The organism is Pseudomonas paeninsulae (assembly GCF_035621475.1).
Lineage (GTDB): Bacteria > Pseudomonadota > Gammaproteobacteria > Pseudomonadales > Pseudomonadaceae > Aquipseudomonas > Aquipseudomonas paeninsulae.
The window spans coordinates 4,988,529-5,011,226 of the sequence record NZ_CP141799.1; the positions used below are offsets into that span (position 1 = coordinate 4,988,529).

20 protein-coding genes are annotated in these 22,698 nt (G+C 64.3%); 10 read left to right on the forward strand and 10 right to left on the reverse strand.

The features are described 5' to 3' along the window. Positions 1 to 110: 110 nt before the first annotated feature. The 4 genes from VCJ09_RS22980 (at position 111) to VCJ09_RS22995 (ending at position 4,665) form a co-directional block, all read left to right on the forward strand. The gene (locus VCJ09_RS22980; RefSeq protein ID WP_324732316.1) at positions 111 to 1,466 is read left to right on the forward strand and encodes a M16 family metallopeptidase; all 1,356 of its coding nucleotides are present in this window, start codon (positions 111 to 113) and stop codon (positions 1,464 to 1,466) included. Further along, positions 1,459 to 2,940, forward strand: a complete 1,482-nt coding sequence (locus VCJ09_RS22985; RefSeq protein WP_324732317.1) for a M16 family metallopeptidase — start codon at positions 1,459 to 1,461, stop codon at positions 2,938 to 2,940. The genes VCJ09_RS22980 and VCJ09_RS22985 overlap by 8 nt, the downstream gene beginning before the upstream one ends. Then, positions 2,940 to 3,542, forward strand: a complete 603-nt coding sequence (gene rsmD, locus VCJ09_RS22990) for a 16S rRNA (guanine(966)-N(2))-methyltransferase RsmD (protein ID WP_324732318.1) — start codon at positions 2,940 to 2,942, stop codon at positions 3,540 to 3,542. Before VCJ09_RS22985 ends, rsmD begins: the two co-directional genes overlap by 1 nt. Positions 3,543 to 3,681: 139 nt before the next feature. Next, positions 3,682 to 4,665, forward strand: a complete 984-nt coding sequence (locus VCJ09_RS22995) for a hydrolase (protein WP_324732319.1) — start codon at positions 3,682 to 3,684, stop codon at positions 4,663 to 4,665. Between the two features lie 185 nt (positions 4,666 to 4,850). On the opposite strand, the gene VCJ09_RS23000 is transcribed toward VCJ09_RS22995, so the two are convergent. Continuing rightward, the gene (locus VCJ09_RS23000) at positions 4,851 to 5,510 is read right to left on the reverse strand and encodes a TetR/AcrR family transcriptional regulator (protein WP_324732320.1); all 660 of its coding nucleotides are present in this window, start codon (positions 5,508 to 5,510) and stop codon (positions 4,851 to 4,853) included. 232 nt (positions 5,511 to 5,742) lie between these two features. Here VCJ09_RS23000 and VCJ09_RS23005 point away from each other — a divergent pair, with 232 nt between their 5' ends. The 6 genes from VCJ09_RS23005 (at position 5,743) to ggt (ending at position 12,309) form a co-directional block, all read left to right on the forward strand. After that, positions 5,743 to 7,182, forward strand: coding sequence for a coniferyl aldehyde dehydrogenase (locus VCJ09_RS23005; RefSeq protein WP_324732321.1), 1,440 nt, complete (start codon positions 5,743 to 5,745; stop codon positions 7,180 to 7,182). Positions 7,183 to 7,294: 112 nt separating this feature from the next. Then, positions 7,295 to 7,840 (forward strand): twin-arginine translocation pathway signal protein, encoded by a 546-nt coding sequence (locus tag VCJ09_RS23010; RefSeq protein ID WP_324732322.1) that lies wholly within the window; start codon positions 7,295 to 7,297, stop codon positions 7,838 to 7,840. 99 nt (positions 7,841 to 7,939) lie between these two features. Beyond that, positions 7,940 to 9,535 (forward strand): GMC family oxidoreductase, encoded by a 1,596-nt coding sequence (locus tag VCJ09_RS23015; RefSeq protein ID WP_324732323.1) that lies wholly within the window; start codon positions 7,940 to 7,942, stop codon positions 9,533 to 9,535. Between the two features lie 111 nt (positions 9,536 to 9,646). Then, positions 9,647 to 10,126 carry a pantetheine-phosphate adenylyltransferase gene (gene coaD, locus VCJ09_RS23020; RefSeq protein ID WP_079203768.1) on the forward strand — a complete coding sequence of 160 codons (480 nt, stop codon included), beginning with the start codon at positions 9,647 to 9,649 and terminating at the stop codon, positions 10,124 to 10,126. Positions 10,127 to 10,343: 217 nt separating this feature from the next. Further along, positions 10,344 to 10,595, forward strand: coding sequence for a YfhL family 4Fe-4S dicluster ferredoxin (locus tag VCJ09_RS23025; protein WP_025163485.1), 252 nt, complete (start codon positions 10,344 to 10,346; stop codon positions 10,593 to 10,595). A 4-nt stretch (positions 10,596 to 10,599) separates the two neighbouring features. Further along, on the forward strand, positions 10,600 to 12,309 hold the full coding sequence (gene ggt, locus VCJ09_RS23030) for a gamma-glutamyltransferase (RefSeq protein WP_324732325.1): 1,710 nt from the start codon (positions 10,600 to 10,602) through the stop codon (positions 12,307 to 12,309). Between the two features lie 40 nt (positions 12,310 to 12,349). Here ggt and VCJ09_RS23035 read toward each other — a convergent pair whose 3' ends face one another. The 9 genes from VCJ09_RS23035 to VCJ09_RS23075 all read right to left on the reverse strand — a co-directional run bounded on the left by VCJ09_RS23035 (position 12,350) and on the right by VCJ09_RS23075 (position 22,696). Then, positions 12,350 to 14,203 (reverse strand): Na/Pi cotransporter family protein, encoded by a 1,854-nt coding sequence (locus tag VCJ09_RS23035; RefSeq protein ID WP_324732326.1) that lies wholly within the window; start codon positions 14,201 to 14,203, stop codon positions 12,350 to 12,352. 21 nt (positions 14,204 to 14,224) lie between these two features. Beyond that, a complete protein-coding gene (locus VCJ09_RS23040; RefSeq protein WP_079203772.1) occupies positions 14,225 to 14,563 on the reverse strand; it encodes a multidrug transporter in 339 nt (112 codons plus the stop codon). 299 nt (positions 14,564 to 14,862) lie between these two features. After that, the gene (mutM, locus tag VCJ09_RS23045) at positions 14,863 to 15,675 is read right to left on the reverse strand and encodes a bifunctional DNA-formamidopyrimidine glycosylase/DNA-(apurinic or apyrimidinic site) lyase (RefSeq protein ID WP_324732327.1); all 813 of its coding nucleotides are present in this window, start codon (positions 15,673 to 15,675) and stop codon (positions 14,863 to 14,865) included. A 241-nt stretch (positions 15,676 to 15,916) separates the two neighbouring features. Next, entirely contained in the window at positions 15,917 to 16,306 is a 390-nt protein-coding gene (gcvH, locus tag VCJ09_RS23050; RefSeq protein ID WP_324732329.1) for a glycine cleavage system protein GcvH, read from the reverse strand. Positions 16,307 to 16,707: 401 nt separating this feature from the next. Then, a complete protein-coding gene (gene gcvT / locus VCJ09_RS23055) occupies positions 16,708 to 17,805 on the reverse strand; it encodes a glycine cleavage system aminomethyltransferase GcvT (RefSeq protein WP_324732330.1) in 1,098 nt (365 codons plus the stop codon). A 227-nt stretch (positions 17,806 to 18,032) separates the two neighbouring features. Next, positions 18,033 to 19,649 carry an ABC transporter permease gene (locus VCJ09_RS23060; RefSeq protein WP_324732331.1) on the reverse strand — a complete coding sequence of 539 codons (1,617 nt, stop codon included), beginning with the start codon at positions 19,647 to 19,649 and terminating at the stop codon, positions 18,033 to 18,035. A 134-nt stretch (positions 19,650 to 19,783) separates the two neighbouring features. After that, positions 19,784 to 20,785, reverse strand: coding sequence for an extracellular solute-binding protein (locus tag VCJ09_RS23065; protein ID WP_324732332.1), 1,002 nt, complete (start codon positions 20,783 to 20,785; stop codon positions 19,784 to 19,786). 201 nt (positions 20,786 to 20,986) lie between these two features. Next, positions 20,987 to 22,204 carry a 2-octaprenyl-3-methyl-6-methoxy-1,4-benzoquinol hydroxylase gene (locus tag VCJ09_RS23070; RefSeq protein ID WP_324732333.1) on the reverse strand — a complete coding sequence of 406 codons (1,218 nt, stop codon included), beginning with the start codon at positions 22,202 to 22,204 and terminating at the stop codon, positions 20,987 to 20,989. A gap of 9 nt (positions 22,205 to 22,213) precedes the next feature. Further along, a complete protein-coding gene (locus VCJ09_RS23075) occupies positions 22,214 to 22,696 on the reverse strand; it encodes a DUF4442 domain-containing protein (protein ID WP_324732334.1) in 483 nt (160 codons plus the stop codon). Positions 22,697 to 22,698: the final 2 nt, after the last annotated feature.

The following is a 22,698-nucleotide window of genomic DNA, read 5'->3' on the forward strand; positions in this document are numbered from 1 at the left end:
ATTCAGACCACATACCAGACGTGGCCGCCAGTAAAACGGATGCGTATCCTAGCACCTCCGCGCCCGCCGACGCTAAGTCCAAGCGGGTCCGTCCGACAGGTCGACAATTGATGAAGATGACAGTCCAACGCGCAGCCGCCTTGCTCCTCGCTGCGCTCTGCATGCCGCTGACGGCCTTGGCCGCAGAGCCGCAACCAACTCACGAATTCAGCCTGGACAATGGCCTCAAGGTCATCGTCCGCGAGGATCACCGCGCCCCGGTGGTGGTGTCCCAGCTCTGGTACAAGGTCGGCTCCAGCTACGAGACGCCCGGCCAGACCGGCCTGTCCCACGCCCTCGAGCACATGATGTTCAAGGGCAGCCGCAAGCTCGGTCCCGGCGAAGCCTCACGCATCCTGCGCGAGCTCGGCGCCGAAGAAAACGCCTTCACCAGCGATGATTACACTGCCTATTACCAGGTGCTGGCGCGGGATCGCCTGAGTGTGGCCCTGGAACTGGAAGCCGATCGCCTGGCCAGCCTCAAGCTGCCGGCCGAGGAATTCGCCCGCGAGATCGAGGTGATCAAGGAAGAGCGGCGCCTGCGCACCGACGACAAGCCCAGCTCGCTGGCTTACGAGCGGTTCAAGGCCATGGCCTTCCCCGCCAGCGGCTACCACACCCCAACCATCGGCTGGATGGCCGACCTCGAGCGCATGACCGTCGAGGAGCTGCGCGCCTGGTATCAAGCCTGGTACGTACCGAACAACGCCACCCTGGTGGTGGTTGGCGATGTCAGCGCCAGCGAGGTGAAAGTGCTCGCCGAACGCTATTTCGGTGACATCCCTGCACGCGCGGTGCCACCGGCGAAAATCCCCCGCGAACTGGCCGCGCCGGGCGAGCGACGCATCACCCTGCACCTGAAAACCCAGCTGCCGAGCCTGATGCTGGGCTTCAACGTACCGGGCCTGGCCACCGCCGAAAACCCGCGCCAGGTGCATGCCTTGCGCCTGATCGCCACCCTGCTCGATGGCGGCTACAGCGCCCGCCTGCCGTCGCGCCTGGAGCGTGGCGAGGAACTGGTTTCCGGGGCCTCCGCCTGGTATGACGGCCAGCCGCGCGGCGACAGCCTGTTCGTCCTGTCCGCCACGCCCAATGTGCAAACCGGCAAGACCCTGGCGCAAGCCGAAGCCGGCCTGTGGCGCGAGCTGCAGGATCTGCAGCAGAACCCGCCCTCCGCCGAGGAGCTGGCCCGCGTGCGCGCTCAGGTCATCGCCGGACTGGTCTTCGAGCGCGACTCGATCACCAGCCAGGCCACCGCCATCGGCCAGCTGGAAACCGTCGGCCTGTCCTGGACGCTGATGGACCAGGAACTGGCCGAACTGGAAGCCGTTACCCCGGCCGATATCCAGAGCGCGGCGAAAACCTTCTTTACCCGCGACCGCTTGAGCGTCGCCCATGTTCTACCCGAGGAGAAGCATGATGAGTAAGCGCAATGGTTTGCGCTACGGCCTGCTCGGCCTGGCGGTACTGGCGCTGTTGGCGATTCTCGTCCAGGTGAACAATCGCCCCGACGAAACCAGCAGCCAAGCCGAACCCGCCCCGTCGACGGCCATCGAGTCTCTCGCCGCACTCAACGGCCAGGCACCGAGCCGGCGCAACCTGGAGATCCAGACCTGGCAAACTGCCGAGGGCGCCAAGGTGTTGTTCGTCGAGGCGCGCGAGCTGCCGATGCTCGACCTGCGCCTGACCTTCGCCGCCGGTAGCAGCCAGGATGACGACGTGCCAGGGGCGGCCATGCTGACCAACGCCATGCTCAACGAAGGCGTACCGGGCAAAGACGTCGGCGCCATCGCCGCCGGTTTCGAAAACCTCGGCGCCGAGTTCGGCAACGGCGCCTACCGCGACATGGCGGTGGCCAGTCTGCGCAGCCTGAGCGCCGTGGATAAACGCGAACCGGCCCTGCAACTGTTCAATCAGGTGATCGGCCAGCCTACCTTCCCCGACGATGGCTTGGCGCGGATCAAGAACCAGCTGCTGGCCGGTTTCGAGTACCAGAAGCAGAACCCCGGCAAGCTCGCCAGCTTGCAGCTGTTCGAGCGGCTTTACGGCAAGCACCCCTACGCCCACCCCAGCGAAGGCAGCGAACAGTCCGTCCCGGCGATTAGCCGCGAGCAATTGCAGGCCTTTCATGCCAAGGCCTATGCCGCCGGCAACGCCGTGATCGCGCTGGTCGGCGACCTCTCGCGTGCCGAAGCCGAAGCACTGGCGGCAGAGGTTTCCGCCGCACTGCCGCAAGGCCCGGCCCTACCCATCATTGCTCAGCCTGAAGTGCCGCAAGCAGGCCTCAGTCATATCGAGTTCCCGTCCAACCAGACCCACCTGATGATCGCCCTGCTCGGTATCGACCGCCGCGACCCGGACTACGCCGCGCTCTATCTGGGTAACCAGATTTTCGGTGGCGGCGGCTTTGGCACCCGGCTGATGACCGAAGTCCGCGAAAAGCGCGGCCTGACCTACGGCGTCTACTCCGGCTTTAGCGCCATGCAGGCACGCGGGCCATTCATGATCAACCTGCAAACCCGCGCCGAACTCAGCGCCGGCACCCTGCAATTGGTCAAGGACATGCTGGGCGACTACCTGGCCAGCGGCCCGACCCAGGAGGAACTGGACAACGCCAAGCGCGAGCTGGCCGGCAGCTTCCCGCTGTCCACCGCGAGCAACGCCGCGATCGTTGGCCAGCTCGGCTCCATGGGCTTTTACGACCTGCCGCTGAGCCATCTGGAAGATTTCATGCGCGAGGTCCAGGCCCTCAGCACCGAGCAGGTCAAGGCAGCCATGGCCAAGCACCTCGACCCTGAGGCGCTGGTGATTGTCACCGCAGGCCCTACCGTCGAACAGAAAGAACTGCCGCCACCCAGCGACGACCCCGCCGAACAACCCTCAGCCGTACCGGAGCACTAATGCGCAAGCCAAGCAAAGCGGGCACAGCCCATAGTGGCGATGGCCAACTGCGGATCATCGGCGGGCAATGGCGTTCGCGCCAGTTCAACTTCCCAATGGCCGCCGGCCTGCGCCCCACACCCAATCGCGTGCGCGAAACCCTGTTCAACTGGCTGGCACCCTACATCGAAGGTGCCTCGGTACTCGACCTGTTCACCGGCAGCGGCGCACTGCTTCTCGAAGCGCTGTCACGCGGGGCCGGCAGTGCCCTGGCGCTGGATAGCAACCCCAGCGCCATCGCCGGCCTGCGCGGCCACCTGCAGACCCTGAACTGCGAGAACGGCCAGTTGCTGCAAAGCGATGCCCTGGTCTACCTGCAGACCCAGGCCGCCACAGCGTTCGACCTGGTGTTTCTCGACCCGCCGTTCAGCCAGGATCTGCTCCTGCCCGCCTGCAACCTATTGGAGCAACACGGCTGGTTGGCGGCGGATGCCTGGATCTACACCGAAAGCGAACATCCGCCCTCCAGCCTCGGCCTGCCCGGCAACTGGCGCCAGCACCGTGAGCAGAAGGCCGGTCAGGTGTATTACGCACTGTGGCAGCGCAGCGCGCAGGGGGGCTGAGACGGCATCCCGCCACTGTCCTGGCCAACCCGGAACATGCAGGCGCATCAGCCAGCCCCTGTAGCCCGGGTGGAATCCGCGGCGTATTGTCGATTAGCCACAACTTCCCCGGATTGCATCCGCGCGACGAGCGACAAGCATGAGTCCGACCTTCAACCCCGCCTGGTGGCTACCCGGCCCGCACTTGCAGACCCTGTGGAACCCGCTGTGTCGCAAGCCACCGCAACTGCAGCGCCCGCGTGAACGCCTGTGGCTGGAGGACGGTGACTTTCTCGACCTCGACTGGCACGGTCCACATGCAGCCGAGGCGCCGCTGGTGCTGGTGCTGCACGGCCTGACCGGGTCGTCCAGTTCGCACTATGTGCTCGGCCTGCAGCAATCCCTGGCGGCGCGCGGCTGGGCCAGCGTGGCGCTGAACTGGCGCGGCTGCTCGGGCGAACCCAACCTGCTGGCGCGCGGCTACCACTCCGGCGCCAGCGACGACCTGGCCGAGACGATCAGCCACCTGCGCGCGCAACGGCCGATGACCCCGCTGTATGTCGTCGGCTATTCGCTGGGCGGCAACGTGCTGCTCAAGTACCTCGGCGAAAGCGGCAGCGACAGCCGGGTGCAAGGCGCCACCGCGGTATCGGTGCCGTTTCGCCTGGATCAATGCGCGGATCGCCTCGGCCTGGGCTTCTCGCGGATCTACCAGGCGCACTTCATGAACGAGATGGTCGCCTACGTGAAGACCAAGCAGCGCCTGTTCGCCCACCAGGGCATGGCCGATCGCTTGACCACCCTGGACAACCTCGGCGCGCTGGACGGCATGCGCACCTTCTGGGACTTCGACGGCCGCATCACCGCGCCGCTGCATGGTTTCAGCGATGCCCAGGACTACTACAAGCGTTCGTCCAGCCGCTACTTCCTCAGCGGCATCGCAACCCCGACCCTGATCATCCAGGCCGCCGACGACCCCTTCGTGTTCCGCCACAGCCTGCCCGAGGCCGACGAGCTGTCGCCCAGCACCCAGTTCGAGCTGCATGAGCAGGGCGGCCATGTCGGCTTTATCGACGGCTCGCCGCGACGACCGGGTTACTACCTGGAGCGGCGCATTCCGCAATGGCTGGAGACGCTGGCGTAAGGTGGGTTAGCGGCGCAGGGCACCGACCTAGGCAGGCGACACGGTTGCCGGGCGCCGCGTAACCCACCGAGCGGAATCAGCAGCGCCTCGATGATGGGTTACGGCGCAACAAGTTTTGTGCGTACCGACAGCTCGGCGCCACGCGCCTAACCCGCACGGCCCGACTCGCCTACGCCAGTTTCGAATCAGATCACCTGTTCCAGCGGCACATGTAATTTCCGGTACAGGGCATCCACCGCCGCCTGCGCCTGAGGCGCGATATAGCCGCCTTCCAGCGCCAGTACCTGATAGATGCCGCGGCGCAACATTGCTTCACTGAGCTCACCGGGCTGGCTGCGGGTGGTGCAGAGGAAGCGCACCCAGGAGGTCATGATGATCCAGGCATTGAGCGCCAACGCCTCGATCTGCGCAGGGTTCATCAACAGAATGTCGGCTTCGACGAAGCCCTGGTAGATGCCTTGCGCGCCCTGCAGGCAACGCTGGGCGAATAGCCGGTAGCGCTCGGCCAGTTCGGCATCGCTGTCGAGCAGATGCTCCAGATCGCGATGCAGGAAGCGGTAGTGCCACATGGCCGCGAGCAGCGCCTCCAGATAGAAGGTCTTGTCGTCTATGGTCATGGGCCGGGCGGGCGGCAGACGCAGGAAGCTGTCGACGTGGCGCTCATACTGGCCGAACAGCTCGGCGATGATCGCCTGCTTGTTGCCGAAGTGGTAGTACAGGTTACCCGGCGAAATGCCCAGGTGCGCGGCGATGTGGTTGGTGCTGACGCTGCGCTCGCCCTGGGCATTGAACAGCTCAAGGCTGGCCTGAATGATGCGTTCGCGGGTTTTCGGTGGCGCTGCCATAACTGCTCGATCTCGACTGCAAGTGCCCGGCAAAGGTACAGGGTGGAAGGCGCAATAGGCTAGCCAGGCTCAGCTTCTGGGCAGCGGCTAATCACTCGCCTGGGTGCGCTGGCCCCCTGGCGGGGGTCATGTTATTTGACAGATTAGAGCAATTGCTCTAAAAATCCAGCATACCCTTTCCGCAGGCCTCCCCTTCTCGGGTCGACAGGACTGCAATGCCGAGGAACTGCACATGGCCGCCGACATCGCCTACCTACAAGACCCGCAACATAGCCAGCAGCAGATCAGCCAGCTGGAAACCAGCTTCGCCCTGCAACGCCAGGCGTACCAGGCCAACCCAATGCCGTCCGCCGAGCAGCGGCTGATGTGGCTCAAGGCCCTGAGCGAGCGGCTGAGCAACGAGCGCGACGCGCTGGTCCAGGCGATTTCCCAGGATTTCAGCAACCGTTCGGCCGACGAGACCCTGCTCGCCGAACTGATGCCCAGCCTGCACGGCATCCACTACGCCAGCAAACGCATCAAGAAGTGGATGAAACCCTCGCGGCGCAGCGTCGGCATGCAGTTCCTACCGGCCTCGGCCAAGGTGGTCTACCAGCCGCTCGGTGTGGTCGGCGTTATCGTGCCCTGGAACTACCCGCTGTTTCTGGCCATTGGCCCGCTGGTTGGCGCGCTCTCGGCCGGCAACCGGGTGATGATCAAGATGAGCGAGTCGACCCCGGCCACCTCGCAACTGATCAAGGAGTTGCTGGCCAAGGTGTTCCCAGAGGACCTGGTCAGCGTGGTGCTGGGCGAGGCGGAAGTCGGCATGGCCTTCGCCAAGTTGCCGTTCGACCACTTGCTGTTCACCGGCGCCACCAGCATCGGCAAGCACGTGATGCGCGCCGCTGCCGAGAACCTGACCCCAGTGACCCTGGAGCTGGGCGGCAAGTCGCCGGCCATCGTCTCCGCCACTGTGCCATTGGCCGACGCCGCCGAGCGCATCGCCTTCGGCAAGACCATGAATGCCGGGCAGACCTGCGTGGCGCCCGACTACGTACTGGTGCCGAGAGACCGCGTGGAAGGCTTCGTCGAGGCCTACCGCCAGGCGGTACTGAGCTTCTACCCGCAGCTCGAGGACAACCCCGACTACACCGCGATCATCAACGAGCGCCAGCAGCAGCGCCTCAACGGCTACCTGCGCGATGCCGAGAGCAAGGGCGCGACCCTGGTTGCGCTGTACCCCGAAACCCAGGGCCGGCGCATGCCGCACACCGTTGTATTGAATGTCAGCGACGAGATGCAGGTGATGCAGGACGAAATCTTCGGCCCGTTGCTGCCGATCGTCCCCTACGAGGGCATCGAGCAGGCCTTCGCCTACGTCAATCAGCGCCCCCGGCCGCTGGCGCTCTACTACTTCGGCTACGACAAGGGCGAACAAGAGCGCGTGCTGCACGAGACCCATTCCGGCGGCGTGTGCCTGAACGACACCCTGCTGCACGTAGCCCAGGACGATATGCCGTTCGGCGGCGTTGGCCCATCCGGCATGGGTCATTACCACGGCCACGAAGGCTTCCTGACCTTCAGCAAGGCCAAGGGCGTGCTGATCAAGCAACGCCTCAATGCCGCCAAGCTGATCTATCCACCCTATGGCAAGACGCTGCACAAGCTGGTCTACAAGCTGTTCGTGCGCTAGCTCTTCCTTTGTAGGAGCGGGCCATGCCCGCGATGTTTTTGCATGGTCGCTGTCGCAGGCATGGAACTAGGCGCCCCGCCCCCTACACAAGCCGATCCAGGTGATAACAACAATGAACGACACCACGATTGCCCACCCGCACCTGTCGCGGCGCAACCTGCTGAAAGTCGGCCTGTTCGGCTCGGCCTTTCTCGCCACTGCCGGGCTGACCGCCAGCCTCAGCGGCTGCTCGGCCAGCACGCCCAAGGTCGGCTTTAGCGTCATCCGCGAATCCGACCTGCCCTTCCTCCAGGCCCTGATTCCAGTGATGCTGGAAGGCGCGGTGGCTCCAGCGAGGATGGCGCAGGCCGTCAACGGCACCCTCGAAAGCCTCGACTACAGCCTCAACCACCTGTCGCCCGAGCTGCTCAAGCTGACCGTGCAACTGTTCGACGTACTGGCCATGCCCCTGACCCGCGGCCCACTGACCGGGGTCTGGGGCAGCTGGCAGAACGCCTCGGCAGCCGAGGTGCAGGCGTTCCTCAATCGCTGGCAGAACAGCTCCATCGGCCTGCTGAAGATGGGTCATGCCTCCCTGCTGCAACTGGTGATGATGAGCTGGTATAGCCGCGCCGAGTCCTGGGCGCATTGCGGCTACCCCGGCCCGCCCACGGTCTAAAACCCTACGTACGTAGGATGGGCCGGGCCGCGCAGGTTGAGCGCAGCGCTACCCACCGCAGAGCCGCCACACCGGCCCAGAACAACAAGAGAATTCGAAATGCCCGTACCCGACATGTTCAAGCAAGGCCTGGCCCGCGGCTGGAAAACCTACGACGGCTCGCGCCTGGACAACGACCTGACCCTGGAGGCCGATGTCGCCATCGTCGGCAGCGGCGCAGGCGGCGGCACCACGGCGGAGATCCTCAGCGCGGCGGGCTTCAAGGTGCTGCTGATCGAGGAAGGGCCGCTGAAGACCAGCGACGACTTCAAGATGCTCGAGGCCGAGGCTTACGCCAGCCTCTACCAGGAAGGTATCGGCCGCATGAGCAAGGATGGCGCCATCACCATCATGCAGGGCCGCGCGGTGGGCGGCACCACCCTGATCAACTGGACCTCGAGCTTTCGCACCCCCACACCGACCCTGCAGCACTGGGCCAGGGAGCATGGCGTCACCGGCCACAGCGAGGAGGAGATGGCGCCCTGGTTTGCGTTGATGGAACAACGCTTGGGCGTTGCGCCCTGGGCCGTAGCGCCCAACGCCAACAACGAGGTGATCCGCAGCGGTTGCGAGAAACTCGGCTACCAGTGGCATGTAATCCCGCGCAACGTGCGCGGCTGCTGGAACCTCGGCTACTGCGGCCTGGGCTGTCCGACCAACGCCAAGCAGTCGATGCTGGTCACCACCATCCCGGCGACCCTGGACCAAGGCGGCGAGCTGCTCTATCTGGCCCGCGCCGAACGCCTGCTGATCGATGGCGAGCGGGTTACCGGCATCGAGTGCCTGGGCATGGACGAACGCAGCGTGGCGCCAAACGGCCGCAAGATCCGGGTCAAGGCCAAGCACTATGTCTTGGCCGGCGGCGGCATCAATACGCCGGGAATTCTCTTGCGCTCCCAGGCGCCGGACCCGCACCAGCGCACCGGCAAGCGCACCTTCCTGCATCTGGTGAACTTCTCCGCCGCGCTATTCGAACAGGTGATCAACCCCTTCTACGGCGCGCCGCAATCGATCTACTCCGATCACTTCCAGTGGGATGACGGCACGGCTGGCCGCCTGTCCTACAAACTGGAAGTGCCGCCGCTGCAACCGGCCCTGACCGCCACCCTGCTCGGTCGTTTCGGCATCGACAACGCCATGCGCATGAAGCAGTTGCCCAACACCAACGTGATGCTGGCCCTGCTGCGCGACGGCTTTCACCCGGACAGCGCCGAAGGCACTGTCGAGTTGCGTGACGACGGCAGCCCGGTGCTTGACTATCAGATGACCGATTACACCTGGGATGGCGTGCGCCGCGCCTATCACAGCATGGCCGAGATCCAGTTTGCCGCCGGCGCCAAGGCGGTGTTGCCCCTGCATGCCGACGCCGGCTACGTAAAGACCCTTGGCGAAGCCAGGCGCCTGATCGACAGCTTGAGCCTGGAAATTTACCGCACCCGCCTGGGCAGCGCCCACGTCATGGGCGGTTGCGCCATGGGCGAAGACCCGCGCCTGGCGGTCACCGACAGTCAGGGCCGGCATCACCAGCTGGCCAACCTGTCGATCCACGACGGCTCGCTGTTCCCCACCAGCATCGGCGCCAACCCGCAACTGTCGATCTACGGCCTGACCGCGCAGCTGGCAACCCAACTGGCCGAGCGCCTCAAGCACGCCTGATCGCCGGGCATTCACGAGCCCCGCCGGGCTCGTGTGGCACACGCCTGACTTGGCCGCAGTTCATCGCTGCGCTACCATCCGACTCCCCAACAGATCCGCCAGGACGTCACGATGAATCGAGTGTTATACCCAGGCACCTTCGACCCCATCACCAAAGGCCATGGCGATCTGGTCGAACGCGCCGCGCGTCTGTTCGACAGCGTCATCATTGCAGTGGCCGCCAGCCCGAAGAAAAACCCGCTGTTCCCCCTCGAACAACGAGTCGCACTGGCCCGCGAGGTGACCAAGCACCTGCCGAATGTCGAGGTGGTCGGCTTCTCCAGCTTGCTTGCGCACTTCGCCCAGGAGCAGGGTGCCAATGTGTTTCTGCGCGGCCTGCGCGCGGTCTCGGACTTCGAATACGAGTTCCAGCTGGCCAACATGAACCGTCAACTGGCGCCGGACGTGGAGAGCCTGTTCCTCACTCCGTCGGAAAAATACTCCTATATCTCCTCGACCCTGGTGCGCGAGATCGCCGCGCTGGGCGGTGATATCTGCAAATTCGTCCATCCTGCCGTGGCCGATGCCCTGCACGAGCGTTTCAAACGCTGAGCGACCACCCTTGTAGGAGCACGCCATGCGTGCGATCGGTATTGCGGGCAGCGCCGGTTCGCAGGCATGGCCTGCTCCTACAGCCCAAATGTCCTGTTCCCGACCCGCGCCCACACATGGCGCCGGCCCCAACAATCCGGCACAATTCGCCATCGTTGTCTGCCTATTGTTGTTTGAGAATGTCGTCGCCGAAGGCTGCGACAGGAGCGTTTATTCCATGTCCCTGATCATCACCGACGACTGCATCAACTGCGACGTCTGCGAGCCAGAATGCCCGAACGGCGCGATCTCCCAGGGTGAGGAGATCTACGTGATCGATCCCAACCTGTGCACCGAATGCGTCGGCCACTACGACGAGCCGCAGTGCCAGCAAGTCTGCCCCGTGGATTGCATCCCGCTCGACGAGAATCACGTCGAGAGCAAGGACGAGCTGATGGAGAAGTACCTGATCATTACTGGCAAGGCTTGACGCCATGCACCGCCTGAATCTCGGCGCGCTGCCCTGGCGCCTGTTCACCAGTTCGCTGTTGCTGCTGCTCGCCCTGGGCTTGCAGGCAGCCGAACAACCCGGACGCGCGGCCATCGCCAGCGCCCACCCCGCCGCCACTGTCGCCGGCCAGGAAACCCTGGCTCTGGGCGGCAATGCCTTCGATGCGGCGGTCGCCATCAGCGCTGCCCTGGCCGTGGCCGAGCCTTACAGTTCGGGCCTGGGTGGCGGCGGTTTCTTTCTGCTGCGTGAAGCCGGCGAACAACCCACCTATCGTTTTCTCGACGCCCGCGAGCGAGCGCCTCTGGCCGCTCACGTCGACCTCTACCGGCGTGACGGCGAGGTACAGAAGCCGCTATCGCTCAACGGCCCGCTGGCCGCCGCCATTCCCGGACTGCCCGCCGCATTGGTACTGCTGGCTGAACGCTTCGGCCGGCTGCCGCTACGCGACTCGCTGGCCCCGGCAATTCGCCTGGCCCGCGACGGCATCAGCATCGACAGGGTCTACCGCGAGCGGGCGAGCTGGCGCTTGGCCGCCCTGCGCGACGACTCGGAAAGCGCGCGGATTTTCCTCGACGATGAACGCGATATCCCCGCAGAGTTCTCCCTGCTGCGCCAACCGGAGCTGGCCACGACCCTGGAACGCCTGGCCCGCGACGGCCATGCCGGCTTCTATGCCGGAGATATCGCCGAGAAGCTGGTCAGTGGCGTGCGCGCTGCCGGCGGCATCTGGTCGTTGCGCGACCTGGCCGAGTACCAGATCGTCGAACGTCACCCCCTGCGCGTGCCCCTGGCTGATGGTCGCGAGCTGATCAGTGCGCCGCCTCCTTCGGCGGGCGGCCTAGCCCTGGCGCAGAGCCTGCTGATTTTGCAGCAACTGCCATGGCGCCAGGCCGAACCGGTGCAACGCACGCATTTTGTCGTCGAAACGCTGCGCCGTGCCTACCGCGATCGCGGCCTGCTCGGCGACCCGGACTTTGTCGCCAATCCGCAAGAGCAGTTGCTCGCGCCAAGCTATATAAACCAACTGGCTGGCAGCATCGAGCCAGATAAAGCCACGTCCAGCGACAGCCTGCCACCTGCTGGTGGCTGGCACGAAGGCGACCATACCACCCACTTCTCGGTGCTCGATGCTGACGGCAATGCAGTGGCCGCAACCTTGTCGATCAATCTGCCGTTTGGCGCCGCCTTCATCGCTCCCGGCACCGGCGTGCTGCTCAACGACGAGATGGACGACTTCGCCGCCGATGTCCAGGGCGCCAATGCCTACGGCCTGGTCGGCAGCCCGGCCAACGCCATCGCCGCCGGTAAGCGCCCGCTGTCGAGCATGAGCCCGAGCTTTATCGAAAGCCCCAGCGAGTTCGCCAGCTTCGGCACCCCTGGCGGCAGCCGCATCCCGAGCATGGTGCTGCTGGCTATGCTCGAGTACTTCGATGGCCAACCGATTGCCCGCTGGCCGAGCGTCGCCCGCTATCACCATCAATATCGCCCGGATCTGATCGAGCACGAACCGAATACCTTCAGCCCGGCGCAAATTGCCGCCCTGCGCGCCCGCGGCCATCAACTCAAGGCTCTGGAGCGCAGTTACGGTAACCAGCAGGTGCTGTTCTGGGACAAGCAGGGCAACCAGGTCGAGGCGGCCAGCGACCCACGCGGCGTCGGCACCAGCGCAGTGGTTAAGCCACCACGGCGGTAGCTAGCGCCGAGCAAGCCTGGCAACGCGGGCCACTGATACCTCAATCCAACTGAATCAACGGGCCATCCTCGGCCACCAGTTGGCGCAACGGGCGGAACAGCTCGTTACCCTCACCCTGCCCGAGCAGCAGTACGTTGCGCAGACTCTGGGTGATACGGCTGACATAGCCCAGGTCATTCATCAGCGAACTGGCCTGCTGGCCATCCAGCCGGCGTTCACGCACGGCGGCGAACAGGCGCTGGCGAAAGCCACTGTCGAAGGCTGCCGCCCCTTCGTCGAACTGCCGCAGGCGCTCATCCAAGAGCGTATCTGGCAGTTCGAGCCGACCCAGTTCGCGTACCTCGTGAAGCACCCCGAGCAGGTGTCGACGCAGCTCGACATAGCTCTGACGGGCACTGCTGTCGTCCTGGTGCAGGTAGCGGCCGAGATTCTTCTGCAAGTGCTTGGCATCTTTCACCGCGTCCACCAGTTGCAGCGCCGCCAGCTGACAGCTGACCCAGAAGTGCTGATGCGCCTCATCGAGGCTGACTTCCAGGCGACTCATGAAACTCAGCAAGTCGCTGTACACGCCCTTGATATGCCGCTGGTAGAGCTGTTCGGCATCCAGCGCACGGGGATCGGGGCGGGCGCTCAGCAGGCGTTCGTCCTGACGGCTGCGCTCGAGCTGATCCACCGGCACATAGAGCGCGTGGCAAATCACCTCCAGACTGAGACGGGCCAGGTGCTGCAACTCCAGCACCACTGCTTGAGCCGCGCTGTCGGCACTGGCCAGGGCACTGTCGTCGAGATAACGCGCGCGCGTCGGCTCAGTCGCCGGCTCGGCCAGCTCGGTGATCAGCACCCGCGGTTCTTCGCGGTCCGGCAGCCAGCGTTCCAGCAGGCCCGCCAGCGCACCCTGCCACGGCCAGAACAAGCTCACGCCCATGGCATTGAACAGGGTATGGAACAGCGCCAGTTGAATCAGCAGGTTGCCGCCAAGGCCCAGCGGCGCCGTCAGCCACTGCACCAGAATCGCCAACGGCACCAGCAGGGCCAGCGCCAGGGCTCCGCTGCTCAGGTTGAACAGCACATGCGCCAAGGCCAGCCGCTGTCCGGCGCGCGAGCCGCCGAGGGCGCCGATCACCGCCGTTACCGTACTGCCCAGGTTTGAGCCAATGGCGATTGCCAAGCCCTGCTCCAACGCCAGCTGGCCACCCGCCAGGGCGGTCAGGGTGAGCATCAGGGTGGCATGGCTGGACTGCAGCAACACCGTGATCAGCAAGCCTGCACCAGTAAACAGCAGATGGCCGGCAATGCCGGGCAGCTGGTACTGCAGGGGGTCGAAGTCGCCGGCCACGCTGGAGAAGCCGGCCTTCATCTGGTCGATGCCAAGAAACAGGAACGCCACACCCAACACCACCCGGCCGACAGCAGGCCCTCGCGGACCGGTGAAACTGCCGAGCACGCCAAACACCAGCAGAGGCAACGCCAGGGGGCCGAGACTGACGTTCTGCCCAGCCAGGGCCAGCAGCCAGATACCGCTGGTGGTGCCCAGGTTGGCACCAAACAGGATGGCGATTCCCGCCGCCAACTGGATCAGGCCGGTACTGAGGAAGGCGATGGTCAGCAGCGACACCAGAGAACTGGACTGCACCAGCATGGTGGCGCTCACGCCGAACATCAGGCTTTTGAAGGGCGTGGCAGTGCTCAGCGCCAGCAGGCGCTCCAGTTTGCCGCCGGCCAGCTGGCGCAGCCCCTCCTCGAGGCACTGCATGCCGAACAGGAACAGCGCCAGGCCGGCGCACAAGCCAAGCCAGCCGGCACTGAACCAGAAGCTCAGGGCCAGCAGGGCAAACAGGAAAATCCAGCTAAACGACCGTAATCGCAGAAGCAGGCCGCGGCCGGCGTCAGGCATTCAGTGTGCGTTCAAGCGCAATCACTGGCGCTTGTTGTAGCCATCCCCGGTGCACCCTAGGCAGCGCACGAAGGCCGCCTTGCCCGGCTCGACCACCAGGGCCCGGCCGGCATCACCAATACCACCACCGGTAGCGGCGAACGGCAGCGCCACGACAAATACACCGGCACCGATCACGGTGGCAGCGATCAGCAAGGGACGAGCAATCAGCAGATCCGCCACCATCGAGAAGGCGTCTGGCGCCTCGGCGGTGTAGAGCGGATCGCCACTGGCGTTTTGCACCACTTCCGCCTGTGCCGGCAGCGCCAGCAAGCCAGCGGTCAGCGCCAGGACAACAGCGGTTGAGGGAAACAGTTTCATCGGGGCGATCCTTCAGCTATTAGGAGGCAGTGCCAGTAACTATAACAGTGCTCTTGAAATTGTCAGCGTGACGCCCGTCAATCGCATGAAAAGCGTTCGCGAGTTTTTTTCACAACCGCTCAGAGGTTGTGAAAATATCGAGCGCCGTCGCGAGGCCGTCTCCAGGCGTTCGCGGCAAGGCGCATTGCGTGAAAAGCAAGGGAGTTTAGTGAGCTAAATGACCCTGCTTTTCACGTAGCGCAACGCCGCTGCGGTCGCTTGGAGGCGGCCGCAGTAGGCGAGAGTTTTTTCACCACCGCTTAGCGCTGGCAACGTGGGCAATAGACACTGGCGCGCTGCCCCAGCTTGAGTTCACGCAGGGTGGTGCCGCAGATTTTGCAAAATTCACCGCCGCGCCCATAGACGAACAACTCCTGCTGAAAATAACCCGGCTGACCGTCGCCACCGACGAAGTCGCGCAAGGTGGTGCCGCCGCGCTCGATGGCATGGACGAGGATGCGTTTGATCTGCGCGCCCAGGGTCATATAGCGCGCCCGGGAAATCGAACCGGCTTCGCGCCGGGGATCGATACCGGCGGCGAATAACGCTTCGCTCGCATAGATATTACCGACCCCGACCACCACGGTGTTGTCCATGATGAAGGGCTTGACCGCCATCGAACGACCTCGCGATTGCTGAAACAAGCGCTCGCCGTCGAACGACTCGGTCAGCGGTTCCGGACCGAGCTTGCTGAGCAGCACGTGATGCAAGGGATCAGTGCTCCAGAGCAGCGCGCCGAACCGCCGTGGATCGGTGTAACGCAGGGCCAGACCGGACTCCAGTTCGATGTCCACATGCTCATGCTTGGCCGCCGGCAGGCCACACTCAACCAGGCGCAGGCTGCCGGACATGCCCAGGTGACTGATCAGGCTACCGGTCTCGGCCTTGATCAGCAGGTATTTGGCCCGCCGCTCGACACACTCGATGCGCTGCCCTGACAAGCGCACATCCAGGTCTTCCGGGATCGGCCAGCGCAAACGACGCTCGCGCACAATCACTTGGGTAACCCGCTGACCTTCGAGAAAGGGAGCGATACCGCGGCGGGTGGTTTCGACTTCAGGCAGTTCAGGCATGGGCAATCAATCAAGCAGACACGCTGGATGGCGGGCGTCTACCTTAGCAGGAAACCGCCCCGATCCAGGCGTTGGCGATGCCGGTGAACAGTCAGGCAACGGACGCCGGGCGGGCATCACTAAGCGGGTCGAGGGCGCATGGAAATGACCAAGCCTCGACATCGCGAGGCTCTATCCACCAGGGCAAGACACCGCGCCATGTGCGCAAACCAGCCCGACGGGCCGGTTTGGCGCGAGCCGATCAGGCGTCGCTGTCGGCAGTCGCCTTGTAGGCGGCCGCATCCAGCAGTTTGTCCAGCTCGCTGGCATCGCTTGGCTTGAGCTTGAAGAACCAGCTGGCATAGGGATCGCTGTTGACGCTCTCGGGGCTGTCGGCCAGATCCTGGTTGATCGCGATCACTTCGCCGCCCACCGGCGTGTAGATATCGGATGCGGCTTTGACCGACTCCACCACCCCGGCCTCCTGCCCGGCAGCCAGGGTCTTGCCGACTTCCGGCAGTTCGATGAAGACCACATCGCCCAAGGCTTCCTGGGCGTGATCGGAGATACCGATGGTGACCGTACCATCGGCTTCCAGACGGGCCCATTCGTGGCTGGTGGCGTAACGCAGATCGGCGGGGATAGTGCTCATGTGTCGTTCCTCGTAAGACATGACGGCGACCGCGCCGTCAGGAGAATTTAGCAGGGGTTGGCCTTAGAGGGGGCTTACAAAAATAGCGAGCGATGGCCTGGCAAGGCGAAATCAACCGAAACGCAGCGCAGCGGAGTAACAGCCGCAGGCTGGCCCGTAGGGCGAGCGAAGCGAGTCAAAAGCGGAGTGTACGAGTAGTACATGAGCATTTTGACTGGGCTCGCACTCGAGGCTGATTTCAACGCGGCATGGTCAAGCGCAGTAATTTGTAAACACCCTCCTAGCGAAAGCAAGTCATTGCAACATAGCGCACACAGCCGCACCCAGCGGGTGACGGCACTCCCAGATCCATCTGGATTACAGGCTTGGTGCGGCATCCCCCACGCAGCCTGCAGTCGCGTTCAGATCAGGGCCTTGCCATGGCGGACAAACATCGGTTTGATCACCCTGACCGGATACCATTTCCCGCGAATTTCCACCTCGGCGCGCTCGCCAGTGGCGGTCGGTACGCGCGCCAGGGCGATGGACTTACCGAGGGTCGGGGAGAAGCTGCCGCTGGTGATTTCACCCTCGCCCATGCCTTCAACCCGTACCACCTGATGGGCGCGCAGCACACCACGCTCCTCCAGCACCAGGCCGACCAGCTTGGACTGGACACCCGTATTTTTCAGCTCTTCCAGCACCTTGCGCCCGACAAATTGACGCCCGGCCGGTGCCCAGGCGATGCTCCAGGCCATGTTGGCCGCCAGCGGCGTGACGTTCTCGTCCATGTCCTGGCCGTACAGGTTCATCCCGGCCTCCAGGCGCAAGGTATCGCGTGCGCCCAGGCCGATCGGCGATATGCCGGCGCCGACCAGGTCATTGAAGAATTCCACGGCCTGATCGGCCGGCAACATGATCTCCAGGCCATCCTCGCCGGTGTAGCCGGTGCGGGCGATAAACCAGTCGCCTTCCGCCAGGCCCTGGAACGGCGTGAGTTCGTGGATCAGCGCGGCGCGGGCCTGGGTCACCAGCTCGCAGGTCTTGGCGCGGGCATGCGGGCCCTGGATCGCGAGCATGGCCAGTTCGCTGCGCTCATGCAGTTCGACGGCGAAGGCACCACTCTGCTGACGCATCCAGGCGAGATCCTTGTCGCGGGTAGCGGCATTGACCACCAGACGATAGCCGCTCTGCCCCTCGGCGGAGTCGGTGAGGTAGACGATCAGGTCGTCGATCACCCCACCTTGCTCGTTGAGCATGGCGCTGTACAGGGCCTTGCCGGAGAGGTGCAGACGCTCCACGTCATTGGCCAGCAGGTGCTGCAGATAGGCCTTGGCCTGGCTGCCGCCGACATCGATCACGCACATATGGGAAACGTCGAAGACCCCACAATCGCGACGCACCTGGTGATGCTCCTCGACTTGCGAGCCATAGTGCAGCGGCATATCCCAGCCACCGAAATCGACCAGCTTGGCACCCAAGGCGAGGTGCAGGTCATACAGAGGGGTGCGCTGTCCCATGGGTGTCTCCTTCCGGGCTTGGCAGAGCTGCGGGCAAGTGCTGAACCCGGCTGAGCCCTTTGCAACAGGGCGCTGGCCCGGGCTATCGCAATGACGCTCCGCAGCGAATGGCGCGCATTGTAGCCGCAAGACCGCCGCGGGTCATCTTGGCCGTTGGACGTACTCTCCGCGGCCGAACGGTGGACTGTTCGCTGCGCTCATGAGCGGCCGGCGTCCCGGTCCGCCCCCTAGCTGATCCGCCGCGCCGAACGGCGGATCAGCAGGATCACCGGCAGCAGACCGACCAGCACCAGGGTCAGGGCCGGCAGCGCGGCACGGGCCCATTCGCCCTCGCTGGTCATCTCGAACACCCGCACCGACAAGGTGCCCCAGCCGAAGGGGCGCATCAGCAGGGTCGCGGGCATTTCCTTGAGCACATCGACGAACACCAGCAGCGCCGCCGACATCGCCCCCGGCACCAGCAGCGGCAGGTAGACTCGGAAGAACAGGCCGATACCGCCGACCCCCAGGCTGCGCGAGGCTTCCGGCAACGATGGCCGGATCCGCGCCAGGCTGTTCTCCAGTGGCCCGTAGGCCACCGCAATGAAGCGAATTAGATACGCCAGCAACAAGGCTGACAAGCTGCCGAGCAGGATCGGCTTGCCCGCGCCGCCGAGCCAACTGGATAACGGAATCACCAGCTCGCGATCGAGGAAGCTGAAGGCCAGCATGATTGCCACCGCCAGCATCGACCCCGGCAACGCATAGCCGAGATTGGCCAGGCTGACGGTCGAGCGCATCAAGCGAGTCGGTGCCATACGGCGGGCAAAAGCCAGCAGCAAGGCCACAGTGACCGTGATCAACGCGGCCATGCCGCCGAGGTAGACGGTGTGCAGAATCAAGGCGGTGTAGCGCTCGTCCAGATCGAAACGGCCGCGCTGCCAGAACCACACCAGCAACTGCAGCACGGGAATGACGAAACCACAGGCGAACACCAGGCCGCACCAAACGCTGGCGGCCAGTGCCTGGCCGCCCCTGAGGTGGTAGAGCGCCTTGACCCGGGGCCGCTCGTTGGCCGGACGCACGGCACCGCGAGCGCGGCGCTCGCCATAGAGCACCAGCATCACCGCGAGCAACAGCAGGCTGGCCAGTTGGGTGGCACTGGTCAGGCTGTAGAAGCTGTACCAGGTCTTGTAGATGGCCGTGGTGAAGGTATCGAAATTGAACACCGATACTGCGCCGAAATCGGCCAGAGTCTCCATGATCGCCAACGCCAAACCCGCACCGATGGCCGGTCGCGCCATTGGCAGAGCCACCCGCCAGAACGCCTGCCAGGGGCTCTGCCCGAGCACCCTTGCCGCCTCCATCAGGCCCTTGCCCTGAGCCAGAAATGCATTACGCGCCAATAGGTAGACATAGGGGTAGAACACCAGCACCAGGACGATGATCACCCCACCGGTGGAGCGCACCCGCGGCAGACGCAGGCCAGCGCCAAACCAGTCGCGCAACAAGGTTTGCACCGGCCCGGCGAAATCCAGCAAACCGACGAAGACAAAAGCCAGGACATAGGCAGGAATGGCGAAGGGCAACATCAGCGCCCAATCCAGCCAACGCCGCCCAGGAAATTCGCAGAGGCTGGTCAGCCAGGCCAGGCTGACGCCGAGCACAGTGACCCCGACCCCGACGCCGAGCACCAGCATTAGGGTGTTGCCGATCAGGCGCGGCAGTTGGGTTTGCCACAGGTGAGCCCAGATTTGCCGATCCACCTCATGCCAGCTGAACAGCAGCACACTCAGCGGCAGCAATACCAACAGGGCAACGGCAAAAGCGATGGGATACCAGCGACGCTGGGCAGGAAGGGCCACGCACAATCCTCGAAACTATTTTCTCGACGGCATAAACACAACGCCCCGGACTAAGCCGGGGCGTGGAGTATAACTGCAGCCTAAAGCAGGAAACCGAAGCGATTCTGCCGTTGCCGCTCAGACACTGACCTGGATCAGTTCCAGCCGGCGCGATCCATCAGCATGGTCGCTTCGGCCTGACGCCTGCCGGCCACTTCCAGAGGGATGCTGTCGGCCTTGAAGTTGCCCCAGGCAGCCACTTCAGCGGACGGCGCGATCTGCGGGTTGGCCGGGAACTCCTGGTTCAGGCTGGCAAACAGGCCCTGGGCGTCCTCGGTGGTCATCCACTCCAGCAGCTTCAGTGCGGCCTCGGGGTGCGGTGCGTGCAAGGTGACACCGGCACCGGACAGGTTGACATGCACACCGCGGTCGGCCTGGTTAGGCCAGAACAGCTTGGCCTTCAAGTCCGGCTGCTGCTTGTGCAGGCGACCGAAGTAATAGGTGTTGACGATGCCGACATCACACTGACCGGCGTCGATCGCCTGGATCAATGCGGTATCGTCCGCGAATACATCGGTCGCCAGATTGCTGACCCAACCCTTGATGATCGCCTCGGCTTTTTCGGCGCCGTGGGTCTCGATCAGGGTGGCCGTCAGTGACTGGTTATAGACTTTTTTGCTGGTACGCAGGCACAGGCGACCTTCCCAGCTCTTGTCGGCCAGGGCTTCGTAGGTCGACAGCTCCTGCGGCTTGACCCGCTCGGTGGAGTAGACGAGGGTCCGCGCACGCAGCGACAGGCCGGTCCAGGCGCCGGTGCTGGAGCGATACTGGGCAGGGATATTGCTCGCGATCACCTGGGAATCGAGCTTCTTCAGGACGCCCTCCTGCTCGGCCTGCCAGAGGTTGCCCGCATCCACGGTGATCAGCATGTCGGCCGGGGTGTTCTCGCCTTCGGCTTTCAGGCGAGCCAGCAGCGGCGCTTCCTTGTCGGTGATGAACTTCACCGCTACACCGGTCTTGGCGGTATAGGCGTCGAAGACTGGCTTGATCAGCTCGTCGATACGGGCGGAGTAGACCACCACTTCATCGGCAGCCTGGACGGCGCCGGCCAGCGCAGTGAGGGTGAGTGCGGCAAACAAACGCTTACTTACCTGCATGAATCCTGCCTCTTGAGCGAAGGTGAGTCGAAAGATTAAATAATAGTGAATGTCATTTCGTTTCTCAACCATTGTTCGCCCCACAGACGTAATCCGCCATGACCTAGGTCAATCTTCGCCAACCTTTTAATCCGCAACACCGTGCGCCGCGCCTTTTGCAGGCGCAGTGACGGGTGACACAGGGAAGATGTTGCGACGGCTTCAGGCGCGCGCCAGTTCCGGCAGATCGCCGCTGAGGCCCAGCGCCTGACGGACGAACAGCGCCTTGGCCTCGGGCAATTCGTCGACCCAGTTGAGGCCGGCGTTGCGCAGCCAGCGCAGCGGTAATGGATCGGCCTGGAACAGCCGCTCGAAGCCCTCCATCGCCGCCATCATCGCCAGGTTATGCGGCATGCGCCGACGCTCGTAGCGGCTCAGCACGCGCTCATCGGCCAGACGCTCACCACGCGCCAGGGCATGCAGCAGCACCTCGGCCAGCACTGCAGCGTCGAGAAAGCCCAGGTTGACGCCTTGCCCAGCCAGCGGATGGATGCTGTGCGCGGCATCGCCGATCAGCGCCAGCCCATCTTCGACGTAGCGCTTGGCATGGCGCTGGCGCAACGGGATGCACAGCCGCGGATCGGCGTGCAGCACGGTGCCCAGGCGATGCTCGAAGGCCTTGCCCAGCGCGACACAGAAACCGGCGTCGTCCAGCGCCATCAGGCGTTCGGCTTCACTCGGGGTGGCCGACCAGACGATCGAACACCAGTGCTCGCCTGGCGTTGAAGCCAAGGGTAGAAAGGCCAGCGGACCGTCGTCGGTGAAGCGCTGCCAGGCCGTGGCCTGGTGCGGTTGGGCACAGCGCACACTGGTGACGATGGCATGGTGCAGGTAATCCCACTCACGAGTGGCGCAACCGGCCAGGCGGCGCACCGCCGAGTTGGCGCCATCGGCGGCGATCAGCAAGGGCGTACGCAACTGGCGGCCATCGGTCAGGGTCAGTAGCCAGTCGTCGCCGGAACGGCGCAACTGCTCCAGGCGGGCATTGTTCAGCAGGCCGACATTGCCCTCGTGCAGACGCTCGAGCAAGGCGTCCTGGATCACACGGTTCTCGACGATATGACCGAGCGTCTCGGCATGCACGCTGGCTGCACTGAAATGAATCTGCCCGGTACCGGAACCATCCCACACCTGCATCTCGGCATAGGGACTGCTGCGGCGCGCGGCGACGCCCTGCCATACGCCAAGACGCTCGAGTACCCGTTGACTGGCGATCGACAGCGCACTGACCCGCGGTTCGAAGGGTGCGGCAGGATCGAACGGCTTGACGCTGAGCGGCCCACCGTCGATCAGGAGAATGTCCAAGCCCTGCTCTTGCAGGGCCAACGCCAGGGCGCTGCCGACCATACCGGCACCCACGATGATTAGATCCGCACGCATGTTGATTCCTTAAACTGCCTGTCGGGCACGGGGCTTGAGCCGCACGTACAACGTCTTGTGCACCCGCGCCACCAGGGTTCCGGCGCCGTCACGCACCTCGACCTGCAGCTCGGGCAGGTATTTATCGCCGGCGCAGGTCCGCGCACGGATGTCTTGCAACAGCTCGTCGCCGACGCTGAAGTCTGCATACACCGGGCCTTTGCCCGGCGCGATGAAGTCAATGTGGGCGGCCTTGTCCCAGACGATATAGTCGCGTCCGAGGTTCTCCATCAGCATCAGCATGAAAAACGGATCGGTCATCGAATACAGACTGCCGCCGAACTGGGTGCCCACATAATTACGGTTGTACCAGCTCAGGCCCATTTTGACCTGCACCTGACGGAAGTCCGCACTGATATGCCGCACCCACACCCCGGCGCCCAGGTAGGGCGGATAGAGATTCATCGCCCAGCGCAGCATGCGCGCCTTGCGCGCCAAACGACGAGCCGTCATTG